We start from the raw sequence: 13,679 nt of genomic DNA on the forward strand, positions 1-13,679 counted from the left end.
TGCGCTCGCAGTCGTTTTGCTCCCAGAAATCTCCTGCTGAAATCAGCCGACGATTCACTACTGGCACACATCGACCCATTCGGCATCGACAATCTGTGCCATGCGCTGCGGGCTGAGCCTTACAGCGGCGTTGGTGGCGCCGGCCGCGGGCACGACTTCATCGAAGGCGCGCAGCGAGACGTCGCAATAGACCGGCAGCGGCGCCGGCAGGCCGAATGGGCAGACGCCGCCGACGGGATGGCTGGTAATCGCGACAACCTCGTCGGCGTCAAGCATGCGCGGCTTGCCGCCGAAACGGTCCTTGAATTTGCGGTTGTCGAGCCTCGACATGCCGCCGCCCACGATCAGCATGGTCTCACCGCCGACGCGCAGGCAGATGGTCTTGGCGATCTGCGCCGGCTCCACGCCATGCGCCTCAGCCGCCAGCGCCACCGTCGCGGAACTCGCTTCGGTGACGAGCACTTCGACATCGGGCGCATGGGCAGCCAGGAAGGCGCGCACGGTCTCAAGGCTCATCTCGGCATTGTCCCATTCGAAAACGGTTAGCGTTCACACTGGATAGCTTCCCGCTCGGTCGGCGGCAACCTCCCCGCCCGTCGACGGCTGCAGCGATACCAGGCCAGGCGGGTCGCGCCGCATGTCAGCAACGCAAGGCGCATCCCCCGTGCGGGAGATGTGTTCGGGCTGCTGCCTTGGTAGGTCGCAATGGATCAGGGCCGGCGCTGATGCTGTGCTCCCACGACCAACCGGAGAGATCATCATGCTCAAGCTCGCCTCGGCTCTGGCGCTGCTGCTTATCGGGACGGCGCCGCTGCTTGCCGACGACATGCCGATAACGCGGACGCCATCAAATGGGGCCCTGCTCCTGCTGTCTTGCCCGCCGGCGCGGACATGGCTGTCATCGCCGGGGACCCCTCGAAGGATGGCATCTACGTGCTGCGGTTGAAGCTGCCGGCCGGCTACAGGATTGCCGCGCACAACCATCCCACCTCGGAATATGTGACGGTGATTTCCGGCAATTTTCATATCGGCCTGGGCGACAAGCTCGACGAGACCAAGGGCATCGAACTGACCGCCGGCGGCTTCGGCGTAGCCCCGCAGGGAATGAACCATTACGCCTGGACGACAAGCGCTACGATCGTCCAGGTTCATGGCGAGGGGCCGTTCGCGATCACCTACGTCAACCCGGCGGACGATCCGAGCAAGAAGTGACATTCGCCGTTGGGCGAATGCAACAAGCCCGCCAGGGCAAACCATGGCGGGCTTGTTGAACGACGCTTGGCCGTTGTTTATGAAACGGACCGGTTTTCCACAGGCGCCGTGGGCGCCGGGGCATCGATCAGGGCCGTTTCCGGCAATTGCAATGCTGCGGCGATCCGGCGAAGTTTCGTCGGATCGGTGTCCTTGCCGCTCTCTATGTCGGCAATCTCGCTGGTCGACAGACCGCAGGTCAGGGAAAGCTCTTCAATACTGTATCCCTTTGTCTCCCGGATGGCTTTGAGGCCGGGGTGCTCAAGCGCTACATCGGCCGCAACATCGGCCGCCAGCCTGGAGAAGGGTTCGTGTTTTGCAGTTTGGGGCATTGGCAACTCCATGGGGCTAAAGAGTTTTGGATCAAATGATAGGGTGTTGCCTGAGAGCCGGGACAATGCCCGCTTGACGGCGATTTGCCAAGGCCCAAACCGACCGTCACAGCATCGTGAACCGGCGTCAAAACCGCAGGCGCCAGGGCACATATAGGATCTCCGCCCCGATCTCCCAATCAAGTTCTTTTGAAGGGCCGCACGCCGAAGTGTTCAGCGGTTTTGCGCCGCTCGCGCGTTAGCCTGATGTTGCTGGCAGCCGCATCGGGCCAGCTTTTCCCAAGAGGATCAGATCCATGACATTCAAGACATCAGCCATCGTGCTCGCCACGATTTCAGGCCTCGCCGGCGCGAGCATGGTCGCGGCGCAAGCCGCCGAGGCCGTGCGCATTCGCGGCACGGTGACCGCCTTTGCCGGAGCGACGCTGACGGTGAAGACCCGCGAAGGCGCTACCGACGCCATCGCGCTGGCTGAAGGGTGGAAGATTTCCGGCGTCGCCAAGGCGGATGCCGGGGATATCAAGCAAGGCGATTTCCTCGGCATTGCCTCTGTTTCGAAGGCCGATGGCGGCAGCGGCGCGCTTGAGGTGGTGATCTTCCCGGCCGCGCTGAAGGGCGCCGGCGAAGGCGACCGCCCGTGGGATCTCGAGCCCAACAGCCGGATGACCAACGGCACGGTCGTCGATGTCACCGAGATTGCAGGTCGCACGGTGACGCTGACCTACGACAATGGCCAGAAAAAGCAGATCGCGATCCCGCAGACGACGCCGGTGGTGACCTTCGCGCCGGCGACGCCCGCCGACCTCAAGCCTGGCGCTGTGGTCTTCGTCAACGCCGAGCGCGGCAGCGACGGCAAGCTGACCGCGGGCCGGGTCGTTGTCGGCACCAACGGCGTCATTCCGCCGATGTAAGTTGCCGACGAAGCCGCCAGACACAATCCAGAAACAAAATTCTACAGTCCGGAAAAACTGTCGAAAAGTTCGGAGGCGATAGTCATGACTGCGGGGTTCACCGGGACCGATCTTGCTCGGTGACGGTCAAATTCAGCCCGCGCAGAAAAGGAAACGAAGTCATGAAGAAGTCCCTCCTGTCGGCTCTCGGGCTGGCTTTTGCCCTGGCTGTCTCTCTGCCCCTCATCGGCGCCAGCAGCGCCGACGCAGCATCGCTGCACAAGAAGCATCACCATCATCATCATCACAACAAGCATCACCGCCGTCACCATCACCACCACCACCACCACCACAACAAGGTGGAGGCCAAGAAGGCCTGACACGGCCGACTTGCCCAACGGGAAGGCTGGCCCTGGAGTCCTCGCCAGGGCCGCCTTCCCGTTGGTTTTTGCCAGGCGACACGTGGAAAAGCTGAAGGCAGGATTCGATGGCCCCCATGCGTCAGAATGCGAGCAACCACAGGTTGACAGCTGCAGGACACCACGGGTCTCTCAATGCTGCCGGAACCCGCTAGGACGGCGCCGCGAACGCGAGCACTATTGCGATCAAAATCAAAAGCGGTACCATCCATTTGAAATGCTTCGCGACCTGCAGCCACCATGGCTGCTGACCTTGCTGGGCCTGAAAAGGACTTTGGAGCAGCCCAAAACCAACGCCAGTCATCCACAGCCCAGCGCAGAACATGATGAACTCGTCGATGTAGTTTGCGACCACGCCCGTCTCCTCCGCCGGTACCTTTGGACTGGCGTTATAGTCGCAGCCGGGAGTGGCAGAAAGCGCGGTGCCAAGTGGCGGCAATGACTGCTGCCGCCACCTGACAAGAGCCGGGGGCGGACTAGGTCTTGGCTGGCCATTTGGGCACGCCACCGTGTGACCTTCGCATGGGATGCCGCGCTGCTACGTCAGCGCCCTTCACGCGAAATGCATGATCGATGCCCGCCCCGCCAGGCGCCGTCCGTTGGCGAAGGCTAAAAATCGACGTCGCGAAAAAACGCGAAGAAAATTCGAACCACGCATGAACCTTTGCTTTGGAGGCCGCACTAACCGGCATGGACGCCGAGAAGGCGATCCCAACACAGAAGGACGCCATGGTGGCGATCCTCGATCCAGAGAAGGAAATGCTCAAATGACCAACTTCAAGCGCATCACGCTCGCCGCGGCCCTCATCGTCTCGGCCTTCGGTTCGGCTTCCGTTCCGACCTCGGCTTTCGCCAACGGCACGCATCCCACGGGCGACGGCGGCGCGGTTTGCAAGGGCTCCGGTCATTGCCTGGTGCTCTCGATCGAGTGCAAAGGCACCTATACCGACGCCACGGACAAGAATGGCACTGTCTATGGCAAGTGCAGCCAGACCGCGCAGGTTTCGCCGCAGGCCAAGATCAAGCTCGCCAAGTAATCGGCCGCAGATCAGGGAAATGGCGGTCGTCCGCGGGACGGCCGCCATTTTCCTTTTTGTTTTCGTGAATTGTTTTAGCGCCGGCTGAGCAACAGGCTGGCGAGAAGGCCGACCACGACCAACCCAACAGCAGCGGCTGTTGCCGGACGATCGCGCGCCGTCATTTCGATCGCCCTGCCCTGCTTCCTGATCGCCGGCAGCGCATCGCTGACAAGGTCGGCAAGCTGCCCATAATAGTCCGAAGCGGCATCGCGCCCGTCCTCGTAGTAAGCACCGCCGCGTTTGGCCACGACTTTGCGCAACGCGGCGAGCTCTTTGGAAAGGGTCGCGACCTGCTTTTCGAGATCGAGATCGGAGAGGGTCGAAAGCGATACCATGATTGTTTTTCCTTCTTTTGAGAGAAGGCCAAACGCATGGCCGCAGAACCGGTTCCGGTCTGCTTGCCCGAGGGCAGCGGAAAGGTTAGCGCACCTGGTCGAGCAGGCGCTTGCACTCCAGGAGGTCAAACAGCGCCTCCTGCAGCAAGGCCCGGTTGTCGCGCGACAGTTTCGATGCGCCGGGCTGGACCGGACCTTCCTCCTCGGTCTTGCCCAGGCCGAAAAAGCGGCGGCTGGGTTTTACCTTGGGCTGGCCGACCAGCATCTCGTCATCCATGCCGCGCGGCTGGGCGGCTGGCGTCAGCGGCACCTGATCGGCCTGCCTGCGCTGCGAGATCGCTTCGACGGCAGCCATGTCGCCATTGCCGATGGCGACCAGGAAATGGTTGCCGTTCTCGCGCAGCAGTTTCTGCACGCCCTTGATCGTGTAACCCTGGTCGTAGAGCATGTGGCGGATGCCCTTGATCAGTTCGACATCCTGCGGCCGGTAGTAGCGGCGGCCGCCGCCGCGCTTCATCGGCTTGATCTGGTTGAAACGGGTTTCCCAGAAGCGCAGCACGTGCTGCGGCAGATCGAGATCCTCCGCGACCTCGCTGATGGTGCGGAAAGCGTCGGGGCTCTTGTCCATGGGCGAAATCCTCACGCTGGACGGCGATCCGGCCCAGTCTGCCGAATCGGGTATCATTTCAGCGGTTTATGAAACAATATTCAAGCCCGGCGTCAAAACGGCCTGGCGTTTTCAACCGAAGCCTGCGGCAGAACCTATTTGCCGCCCTTGGCCTTGCTGTTCTGGTGCGAGCGCAGGATACGGCTTTTCAGCACGTTCGACGACTTGAAGGTCATCACCCGGCGCGGCAGGATCGGCACTTCCTCGCCGGTCTTGGGATTGCGGCCGATGCGTTCGTTCTTGGAACGGACGTGGAAGGTGGCGAAGGACGACAGCTTCACCGTCTCGCCGCGTACGATGGCTTCGCAGATTTCGTCCAGCACCGCCTCGACGAGTTCTGCCGATTCAGTGCGTGACAAGCCGACCTTACGGTAAACAGCTTCGGCAAGGTCGGCGCGCGTAAGTGTCTTTCCCCCCATGCGACCGTCCCATCAGTTCAAAAAACATAAATCGATACAGGTAAAGGCAGAGCCTAAGTAATTGATCCGGCAAGGTCAAGGACCGAAACCGGACCGTTCGGCACTTACCAGCGAACGAGAACCGCGCCCCAGGTGAAGCCGCCGCCCATCGCTTCCAGGAGCACGAGATCACCCTTCTTGATGCGACCGTCGGCGACGGCCACCGAAAGCGCCAGCGGCACGGAAGCAGCCGAGGTGTTACCGTGCAAATCGACGGTGACCACCACCTTTTGCTCAGCAATCCCGAGCTTCTTGGCCGAAGCGTCAATAATGCGTTTATTGGCCTGATGCGGCACGAACCAGTCGAGGTCGTCGGCGGTTATGCCGGCCTGCGAAAACGTCGCCTCGATGACGTCGGTGATCATGCCGACGGCGTGCTTGAACACTTCGCGACCTTCCATCCTGAGATGGCCGACCGTGCCGGTGGTCGAGGGACCGCCATCGACGAAAAGCTTGTCCTTGTGGGCGCCGTCGGAGCGCAGGCTCATCGCCAGCACGCCACGGTCGGCAATGCCGCCGGTGCCCTCATCCGCTTCCAGCACCAGCGCGCCGGCGCCGTCGCCGAACAAGACGCAGGTCGAGCGGTCGCTCCAGTCGAGGATGCGGGAAAAGGTCTCCGCGCCGATCACCAGCACGCGCTTGGCGAGGCCGCCTCTGATGTAGAGGTCGGCGGTGGTCACCGCATAGACGAAGCCCGAGCACACCGCCTGCAGGTCGAAGGCAAAGCCGTGATGCATGCCGAGCCGGTTCTGGATCTCGACGGCGGTCGCCGGAAAGGTGTTGTTGGGCGTCGAGGTCGCCAGCACGATCAGGTCGATGTCGGCAGGCGTAAGACCAGCATTGTCGAGCGCTGCGCGCGCCGCCGCCTCGCCCAGCGACGCCGTCGTCTCGTCATCAGCGGAGATATGACGCTGGCGGATGCCGGTGCGCTGGGCGATCCACTCGTCCGAGGTCTCGACCATGCCTTCGAAATCGGCATTCTTCATGATGCGGCGGGGCAGCGCAGCACCGGTGCCGCGCACGACTGATCTGATCAAAGCTCTTTCCTATTCCTTTTCGTCGACGGTGGCGTCGGATTTCCTGTTTGCCTGGGCATGCGGGTTGCGCGCATGGAACAGGTCGAGATCGGCCTCGATGCGGTCGATCAGATTGTTGCGCACCATGTCGTAGCCAAGCTCGATGGCCGCCGCGAAACCGTCCGAATCGGCGCCGCCATGGCTCTTTACCACGATGCCGTTCAGACCCAGGAAAACGCCGCCATTGGAGCGGCCCGGATCGAGCTTTTCGCGCAGGCGGTCAAAAGCGCCCTTGGCGAAGACATAGCCGATCCTAGCCATCAGCGTGCGGTTCATCGCGGCGCGCAGATAGCCTGAGATCTGGCGCACAGTGCCTTCTGCCGTCTTGAGCGCGATGTTGCCGGCAAATCCTTCGGTGACGACCACGTCGACCGTGCCCTTGCCGATGTCGTCACCCTCGACGAAGCCATGATAATTCATCGAGGCCATGTTGGCCTCGCGCAGCATGCGCCCGGCTTCCTTGACCTCTTCCTGACCCTTGATCTCCTCGACGCCCACATTGAGCAGGCCGACTTTCGGCCGGTCGATGCCGAACACCGAGCGCGCCATGCCGGTGCCGAGAATGGCAAAGTCGATCAGCTGGTGCGCATCGGCGCCGATGGTGGCGCCGACATCCAGCACCACGCTCTCGCCGCGCATCGTGGGCCAGATCGCCGCGATCGCCGGACGATCGATGGTCGCCATCGTGCGCAGGCAGAATTTCGACATCGCCATCAGCGCGCCGGTATTGCCGGCCGAAATGCAGGCCTGCGCGCTGCCACTCTTGACTGCTTCGACAGCCTTCCACATCGACGACTTCCAGCGGCCGTGGCGCAGCGCCTGGCTCGGCTTGTCGTCCATCCTGACCGCGACTTCGCAATGGTGGAACTCGCTGACCTCGGCCAGTTTGGGAAATTTGGCGAGTTCGGGGCGCACCAATTCCTCGCGCCCATATATGACGAAGCGGATGTCGGGACGCCTGACGGCGACCGTCATGAGTGCCGGGATGACCACGTTTGGCCCGTGATCGCCACCCATGGCATCGATGGAAATCCTGATCACGCGGTCTTTATCTCACTAGCTTGGGCCAGGGCACATGGCCCGCGAAAGAAATACGAAACTCGCGAAATTCGGGGGCTCGCGAAGGTTCGGCGAAAATAGCGGTTTTGGGCAGCCGCACAACCGGCTTTTCTCCGATCTCTTCGTGTTTTAGGATTTTCCAAGCAAGGATCGCAGCTTTTGCTGGAATTCATTCTCGACGGGCTCGTCCGGGCCGGCGGCATCGAGAGAGGCGCCTGCCTTGCGCGGATAGGGATCGATCGCCAGCCCGAAGAACTGTTCGGCGAGCGCGCCGACGTCGATCGTGTCGCCGGAGAATGTTTCCGGGCCGTCTGGCCCGTCGGCGTCGAGCAGGATCTCGCCGCCGCCTTCGAAATCTTGCCGTCCGAGTTTGGATTGTTCGGGCAAGAACAGCGCCTCGACCTCCTCGTCGATATGGGCCGCGACCGGCTCAAGGGTGACGATGCAGGCCTGGGTGATATCAGCCTCGACGCGGCCGCTGACCTTGACGCCATTGCGCTTCCACGGCGCCACCAAAAGCTCAGCACGGTAGTTTTCGACCGAAAGCAGCTCGTGCTCGCGCGCAAGCATTGCGCGCTGCGCGGCGTCGGCGTCGATCACCACCTGCAAACCTTTGTGCGGCAGGCGGCCGACATTGGCCGCAAATGAGACCGGGCTAGGCGTGTCCACATGTTTCATCTTGGTCTCCCCTCCTCACTCCGCTTTCGCGACGGGAAACGCCACGGCACCGGAAACGATCGATTCGGACGGCTGTGCTTCAAGCTGCCTTGCGGCATCGATTACATAGGACGCCAGCGGCAAGGCTTGCGGCCAGGCGCCGGCATCGGGTCTGACATTGCGCGCCAGGGCGGCAGCAAGCGCGTCGCGGTCGCTGCGTTCCAGCGCGTCGTCATAGGCGGCGGTACGGCCGTAGAACATTTTGGCCAGCCTCTTCATGCGCTTGGGCACGCCGACATCGCCAACGCCCAGTTCCCGCAGCGAATGCTCGACATCGAGAAAGAACTCGTCGATCAGCACCTGCGCGACCTCATGCGCGACGCCCTCTTCGCCGCGGAGCCGGTGCTGAAACAGGAACATATGCAGCGACAGCATCTCGAAACGGCCGAGCGGCGTATCCGGCACATTCCAGTGGGAATAAAACACGGTCTGCCGCGCCGCCGCCACGATTTGTGCGTAAAGCGCCTCGGTGATAGCGCGGTTGGCGTTGCGTTCGCGGCCAAAAAGGCGCTGGAACATTGAGGGTGGTCTCCTGGGGACCGATTGTTTGAATGGGCCTTGTTGCATCGGCAAGCAAGCTGGTTTACCGGTTTTGCCGCCCAGCGCAAGTTGCGGCCAGCTAATGGAGTTGTTGTTGCGCGCGCTGAAATTCAAGTCGACTTTTCTGCCTGGGGCCACCGCCGCGGTTTCGCTGGTGCTGGTGGCTTCCGCGCTGTCGGGCTGCAATTCGTCCAAGATGTTCGGCGACCTTAACCCTAGCGAGACGCTGACGCAGGGCTATGTTATCGACCAGCAGGCGGTCGATTCGGTGCCGGTGGGCTCCAGCCGCGAACAGGTGCTTCTGGCGCTCGGCACGCCATCGACGAAAGCCACCTTCGACAATGAGGCGTTCTATTACATTTCGCAGACGCGCAAGCGCTATGTCGCTTTCGACAAGCCGCGCCTGGTCGACCAGAAAGTGCTCGCGGTCTATTTTGGCGAGGACGGGCGCGTCACCCAGATTGCCAATTACGGTCTGAAGGACGGCAAGATTTTCGACTTCATCTCGCGCACCACGCCGACCGGCGGCAAGGACCAGAACTTCCTCAGCCAGATCATCAAAGGCGCCAGCAAACTGGCGCCCCCCATTCCTGGCGGCGGCGCCTAAGAAGCGACCGCCTTCCTCAGATTTTTGCTTCCCCCGAAGCGACACCTTCTCAGGCGACCAAAAGCCCGCGGGAGCGATCCTGCGGGCTTTTGTTTTGAGGTCATGCGGCCGCAACACCCGTCGCGCTTTGCCGCGCGTGGCCTGTTCGGCCGCCGGGCTCCAGCGAGGCGCGGTGCACAGCCGCACTCTGCCGCGCTTCCGAAGGCGTCATGCCGAAATGCCGGCGGAAGGCGTGGTTGAAGGTCGAGAGATCGCCGAAGCCGGCGTCGAAGGCGATGGCGCCGATGGTGCGGTGTGCCAGGCGCAGGTCGGATAGCTTGCTGCAAACCAGCGCCAGCCGCCGGCCAAGCACGAACTGCGACAGCGAGGTACCCTCACCCTCGAACAGCTTTCTGATATAGCGCGCGCTGACGCGGTGGCGCCCGGCCAGCGCGTCGGACCCGACATCGCCGGAAGCCAGATTGCTTTCGATATCGGCTTTGATGGCGCGCAGCCGCGCGGCGCGTATGCCGCGGCCTGCGGCGATCTCGGTGGCGTCCTGCGTTGCCCCGACCACGACCGCGACAAGGTCCTGTATGTGCTTGGCGGCAAGCCAGCGCAATTCGGACGCGGCCAGGTTCGGCTCCTGCATCAGCAGACGGACATAGCTGGTCAGCAGCAAGAACTTTTCGCCCACGCATGACATCGGCGTCATCAGGGCGGCATCCGCATTCGCAGCCATGGGCCCGAACGCTGCCTTGGGGATGGTGATGAAGAGATGATGCGACATCGCCCGCTCGATCACATGCGGATCAGAGGAGGACAGAAGGATTGCCTGGCCGGCCTCGATGCTGGCCTCGCGGCCGAGATGCGAGAAGGTGGCAGCGCCCTCCAGACACATGAAGAAAATGTAATCATCGGTCCCCTTGGCCACGGCGCGGGAACGGATGGTGCGGAAGGCGGTGGTCCTCGAATCGGCAATGCCGACGCCCGGCAGCCGCAGGATGGTCGCGTCGACGGAGAGCTTTTCCTCCGCGACGTTAAAATCCATGTCGGTCACCATCCGGCGCAACAGGTCGCAATAGACGTTTCGCCATTCCGCTCGCGGCCACATGGCGGTCGAAAAGCGCGCATGCGCAAACTCGGGGGGTCGAATAGTCATGGGGTACTCCCAAGCGATTGTCTTCATTTCACTGTCGTTCGTAAGTCGAGGCTCGTTCCATGAACGGCCTCTCATCCGACGGCGGCAATCGGGGGGCAGTGGATGGCTACAATGATTTGCGCACTTGGACAAAAGACTATTTACGAAGCTATGGATGAGCTTTGTTCATTCATGCTAAGGAACCCATGGGCGGGATCGGGTAACGGCAAATGACAAGACGGCTTCCACAACTGGAATCCATTCGTGCTTTCGAGGTCATTGCCCGGCTGGGCAGCTTCAAGCGCGCCGGCGATGAGCTGAATGTTACCCCAAGCGCGCTCAGCCACCGCATCGCCGATCTCGAAGCCGATCTCGGCGTGCTTCTGTTCACCCGCCATGTCCGCCGCGTCGAACTAACGCTTGAAGGCGAAAGATTGTCCGCGGGCGTGCGACGCGCACTGCTGGAAATCCAGAGCACGATCGCGAGTGTCGCGCGCAACGAGCGCACGAGGCTGAGGGTCACCGCCATTCCTTCGCATGCCGTGCGCTGGCTGGCCCCGCGTCTGCACAGGTTTCGCAAAAAGCATCCCGAAACAGAGATCGACATCAATGCGGATCTTGCAGTCGTCGACCTTTCGCAGCGAACAGTCGACATCGCATTGCGTTTCGGCGGCGGACACTATCCGGCCGTCGAGACCGAATGGCTGATGGCAGATGCGATCTTTCCTGTCGTCAGTCCCGACTATCTCGCCGCCAACGGCCCGGTCAGAGACCAGCACGATGTGCTGCGACTGTTCCGCATCCTCGACACGACGGCCGAAAATGACGAGAGCGGCGCCAATTGGCGCCACTGGTTCGAGAGAAACAATCTGCCGCTGGATACGGTTGGCGACGGCATGAATCTGAATGGCACCTTGTTGGCGGTCGAAGCGGCGGCGAGCGGTCTGGGCGTCGCTATCGCGAGGAAGTCGCTGGTCGAGAGCGATTTGCGGACCGGCAGGCTCGTCCGCCTCCTGACGACGGACATACCGACGAACTGGAACCACTACGTCGTCGTCCACCCGTCCATCTCCGCCTGGGAGCCTGCCAGATCGTTCATCAACTGGCTGAAGGCGGAAGCCGGCGACAACACCGGCGCCGGTTGACCTCGGCGGCCGTCCAGGAGCTCTCATCGGAAGGCGTCGGGGCTCACGGACTCATCGTATCGGCCAGTTGCTCATCCTTGCGGCCCGACTGGTTCGCCGCCTTGGCGGCAAGCGCTGCCGCCATCTGGCTCTCCAGCTCGCGCAGCTTGGCGTCGAGTGTCGCCATGCCGCCCCAGGCGAATGTCGCGCGGTATAGCGGTGCGATCTCGGGCGTCAGGAATTCGACCAGGGTTTCGTCCTCGACCCAGACCTTGAGCACCTTGAACAGGCGGGCATCGATCAGCTCGCTATGCCAGCCCATGCGGGCGGCAATGCCCTGTATGGTTTCGGTCGAATTGGGCGTGCTGAGCAGCACATGCGAGCCGGAGCGCAGGCGCATGTTCGGGTCGAAGCCGATGCCGAGCGGCGCTTGCTGGTCCAGAACCGTGCCGCACGGCAGGATTTCGATCAGCGAGCCGAAATCGCCGCCGAGGCAGACAAACCATGCCCCCTCAGGAAATGGCGGCGACGGCGCACGAACCGCGGTGGCGACAAGCATTTCGGCAAGGACGCTGGCGACGGCCTGCGGATCGCGGGCGTTGAATGAAGCGTGATGCAGCATGGCAATACTCCTGTTTTCAACGGCGGCGGCCGGCAGAAGTGCCGACCCATGCCGCGGCGTTCCGTAAAAACTGAATCACCGGCTGAGCGTCAGGATGACCGCGGCAAACAGGCAGGCGTATTCGGCCAGTCCAAGCACTAGGCGCAAATTGTGGTTGGCCGCCCAGCTGTCGCGCGTCTGCGCCCAATCATCGGGGATGGTCACCGGCGTCCAGCTCTGCACCTGTTTGTTGAGCGGCACCTGACGGCTGACGGTGAAGCCAATGTCGATCACCACCAGCGCCGCGGCGACGATGGTCAGGATGCGCGGCAGGCCGGCATCGACCGCAAACATCGCCATCGCCGCGATCAGCACCAGCGTCGTCAGCCTGACGAACGGCATCACCCGGGTAAACGTCCGGTCGCGCATCTGATGCATGGCCATGTACTGGCCGGCGGTAAGATCATCGATGCGAAAATCGTGGATTACGCCCGAGACGTAGATGCCGGCAATAATTCCAGCCAGCGCAAGCGAAGCCGCCATCAAGAAAATGTCCATGTCTTTTCCCTGCCCGAATGTCGTTTCCCTGGCCAAAATCGCCGCAGAGGCGAGCCCGACACCGCGCCTATTGCAATGTCCTGGCCAATGGCCGGGGTATTAAAGCAGGCGGACGGTCCGGGCTTGGGTAGGATGGAACGATGTTTTGGGCAATGCGGCCCTCCGATTGCGTCGGAAACATCAAGTGCCGTGAGGTCGAAACCCATCAGCAATCTTGACGCGTACTTGCCAGCGACCGGTCAAATTCGTATCAGACCGTGCTGGCCAATGGCGCATCACGCTGAATTGGGAGGAGCATCCGTGCCGGAAAAAACCCGGACAAAACCGACAGGCTGGATGGCGACCGGAACGGCTGACAGCCAAGTGGTCACGCCTGACTGGATGCCCATCGAGCCGGTGACGATCGATGGCGTGAGGGTCAAGGAGATCAGGCCGGTCGCAACCTCCACCGGCTATCTGACCGAGATCTTTCGCCAGGAGTGGGAGCTCGATTCGGAGCCGGTCGGCCAGGTCTTCCAACGCACCTTGTATCCCGGCGCGGTGACGGGCTGGCATGCCCATGCGGTGACGACCGACCGGCTGTTCTGCTGCGTCGGCAGCGTTCGCATTTCGCTGTTTGACGGACGCAAGGCCTCGCCGACCTTCGGCGCCGTCTGGCACAAGATTATCGGCCCGTTGCGCCCGGCGGTCGTCATCATTCCACCCGGAATATGGCACGGTGTTGTTTCGCTCGGAGCGGAGACGGCGGTGCTGCTCAACCTCGTCGACAAGGCCTATGCCTACGATCAGCCCGACCATTGGCGCCTGCCGCCAGACACCGACCACATTCCCTACAGACTGGTGTAG

General features: G+C 62.3%; 20 protein-coding genes. 7 read left to right on the forward strand and 13 right to left on the reverse strand.

Translation table 11 applies throughout. The features are described from left to right. Positions 1-57 precede the first annotated feature (57 nt). On the reverse strand, positions 58-516 hold the full coding sequence (locus tag NKJ58_RS04690; RefSeq protein ID WP_023682371.1) for a YbaK/EbsC family protein: 459 nt from the start codon (positions 514-516) through the stop codon (positions 58-60). A 375-nt stretch (positions 517-891) separates the two neighbouring features. Here NKJ58_RS04690 and NKJ58_RS04695 point away from each other — a divergent pair, with 375 nt between their 5' ends. Beyond that, positions 892-1,212, forward strand: coding sequence for a cupin domain-containing protein (locus tag NKJ58_RS04695; RefSeq protein WP_245263058.1), 321 nt, complete (start codon positions 892-894; stop codon positions 1,210-1,212). Between the two features lie 77 nt (positions 1,213-1,289). Here the strand turns inward: NKJ58_RS04695 and NKJ58_RS04700 are convergent, their stop codons facing one another. Then, entirely contained in the window at positions 1,290-1,583 is a 294-nt protein-coding gene (locus tag NKJ58_RS04700) for a helix-turn-helix domain-containing protein (protein ID WP_023682373.1), read from the reverse strand. Positions 1,584-1,879: 296 nt separating this feature from the next. Here NKJ58_RS04700 and NKJ58_RS04705 point away from each other — a divergent pair, with 296 nt between their 5' ends. Further along, positions 1,880-2,494, forward strand: coding sequence for a hypothetical protein (locus NKJ58_RS04705; RefSeq protein WP_023682374.1), 615 nt, complete (start codon positions 1,880-1,882; stop codon positions 2,492-2,494). A gap of 161 nt (positions 2,495-2,655) precedes the next feature. After that, positions 2,656-2,853, forward strand: coding sequence for a hypothetical protein (locus NKJ58_RS04710; RefSeq protein WP_352852840.1), 198 nt, complete (start codon positions 2,656-2,658; stop codon positions 2,851-2,853). A 190-nt stretch (positions 2,854-3,043) separates the two neighbouring features. Here the strand turns inward: NKJ58_RS04710 and NKJ58_RS04715 are convergent, their stop codons facing one another. Further along, positions 3,044-3,247, reverse strand: coding sequence for a hypothetical protein (locus tag NKJ58_RS04715; protein WP_023682376.1), 204 nt, complete (start codon positions 3,245-3,247; stop codon positions 3,044-3,046). 412 nt (positions 3,248-3,659) lie between these two features. Between NKJ58_RS04715 and NKJ58_RS04720 the strand changes: the two genes are divergently transcribed. After that, positions 3,660-3,929: a hypothetical protein gene (locus NKJ58_RS04720; protein WP_023669376.1), complete on the forward strand. Its 270-nt coding sequence runs from the start codon at positions 3,660-3,662 to the stop codon at positions 3,927-3,929. Positions 3,930-4,003: 74 nt separating this feature from the next. On the opposite strand, the gene NKJ58_RS04725 is transcribed toward NKJ58_RS04720, so the two are convergent. The 7 genes from NKJ58_RS04725 to NKJ58_RS04755 form a co-directional block, all read right to left on the reverse strand. Beyond that, the gene (locus NKJ58_RS04725) at positions 4,004-4,306 is read right to left on the reverse strand and encodes a hypothetical protein (RefSeq protein ID WP_352519973.1); all 303 of its coding nucleotides are present in this window, start codon (positions 4,304-4,306) and stop codon (positions 4,004-4,006) included. An 85-nt stretch (positions 4,307-4,391) separates the two neighbouring features. Then, the gene (locus NKJ58_RS04730) at positions 4,392-4,934 is read right to left on the reverse strand and encodes a MerR family transcriptional regulator (protein WP_023669374.1); all 543 of its coding nucleotides are present in this window, start codon (positions 4,932-4,934) and stop codon (positions 4,392-4,394) included. Positions 4,935-5,068: 134 nt separating this feature from the next. After that, positions 5,069-5,392, reverse strand: a complete 324-nt coding sequence (locus NKJ58_RS04735) for an integration host factor subunit alpha (protein WP_006201891.1) — start codon at positions 5,390-5,392, stop codon at positions 5,069-5,071. A 104-nt stretch (positions 5,393-5,496) separates the two neighbouring features. Then, on the reverse strand, positions 5,497-6,468 hold the full coding sequence (locus NKJ58_RS04740; RefSeq protein ID WP_023669373.1) for a beta-ketoacyl-ACP synthase III: 972 nt from the start codon (positions 6,466-6,468) through the stop codon (positions 5,497-5,499). 9 nt (positions 6,469-6,477) lie between these two features. Continuing rightward, a complete protein-coding gene (plsX, locus tag NKJ58_RS04745) occupies positions 6,478-7,548 on the reverse strand; it encodes a phosphate acyltransferase PlsX (protein WP_023669372.1) in 1,071 nt (356 codons plus the stop codon). A 147-nt stretch (positions 7,549-7,695) separates the two neighbouring features. Beyond that, the gene (locus NKJ58_RS04750; protein ID WP_023682378.1) at positions 7,696-8,244 is read right to left on the reverse strand and encodes a YceD family protein; all 549 of its coding nucleotides are present in this window, start codon (positions 8,242-8,244) and stop codon (positions 7,696-7,698) included. A gap of 15 nt (positions 8,245-8,259) precedes the next feature. Further along, complete coding sequence (locus tag NKJ58_RS04755; protein ID WP_023669369.1) at positions 8,260-8,802, reverse strand: ubiquinol-cytochrome C chaperone family protein; 543 nt, start codon at positions 8,800-8,802, stop codon at positions 8,260-8,262. Positions 8,803-8,917: 115 nt separating this feature from the next. On the opposite strand from NKJ58_RS04755, the gene NKJ58_RS04760 reads away from it, so the two are divergent. Continuing rightward, positions 8,918-9,430 carry an outer membrane protein assembly factor BamE gene (locus NKJ58_RS04760; RefSeq protein ID WP_023669368.1) on the forward strand — a complete coding sequence of 171 codons (513 nt, stop codon included), beginning with the start codon at positions 8,918-8,920 and terminating at the stop codon, positions 9,428-9,430. A 100-nt stretch (positions 9,431-9,530) separates the two neighbouring features. Here NKJ58_RS04760 and NKJ58_RS04765 read toward each other — a convergent pair whose 3' ends face one another. After that, positions 9,531-10,571 (reverse strand): helix-turn-helix domain-containing protein, encoded by a 1,041-nt coding sequence (locus tag NKJ58_RS04765; protein WP_352852841.1) that lies wholly within the window; start codon positions 10,569-10,571, stop codon positions 9,531-9,533. Positions 10,572-10,780: 209 nt separating this feature from the next. Here NKJ58_RS04765 and NKJ58_RS04770 point away from each other — a divergent pair, with 209 nt between their 5' ends. Next, positions 10,781-11,695, forward strand: a complete 915-nt coding sequence (locus NKJ58_RS04770; RefSeq protein ID WP_023682380.1) for a LysR substrate-binding domain-containing protein — start codon at positions 10,781-10,783, stop codon at positions 11,693-11,695. A gap of 43 nt (positions 11,696-11,738) precedes the next feature. On the opposite strand, the gene NKJ58_RS04775 is transcribed toward NKJ58_RS04770, so the two are convergent. Continuing rightward, a complete protein-coding gene (locus NKJ58_RS04775) occupies positions 11,739-12,296 on the reverse strand; it encodes a hypothetical protein (RefSeq protein ID WP_352852842.1) in 558 nt (185 codons plus the stop codon). Positions 12,297-12,371: 75 nt separating this feature from the next. Next, positions 12,372-12,833: an anthrone oxygenase family protein gene (locus NKJ58_RS04780; protein ID WP_023669364.1), complete on the reverse strand. Its 462-nt coding sequence runs from the start codon at positions 12,831-12,833 to the stop codon at positions 12,372-12,374. A gap of 300 nt (positions 12,834-13,133) precedes the next feature. Between NKJ58_RS04780 and NKJ58_RS04785 the strand changes: the two genes are divergently transcribed. Next, positions 13,134-13,679 carry a dTDP-4-dehydrorhamnose 3,5-epimerase family protein gene (locus NKJ58_RS04785; protein ID WP_245260844.1) on the forward strand — a complete coding sequence of 182 codons (546 nt, stop codon included), beginning with the start codon at positions 13,134-13,136 and terminating at the stop codon, positions 13,677-13,679.

The organism is Mesorhizobium sp. M0139, from assembly GCF_040322455.1.
Lineage (GTDB): Bacteria > Pseudomonadota > Alphaproteobacteria > Rhizobiales > Rhizobiaceae > Mesorhizobium.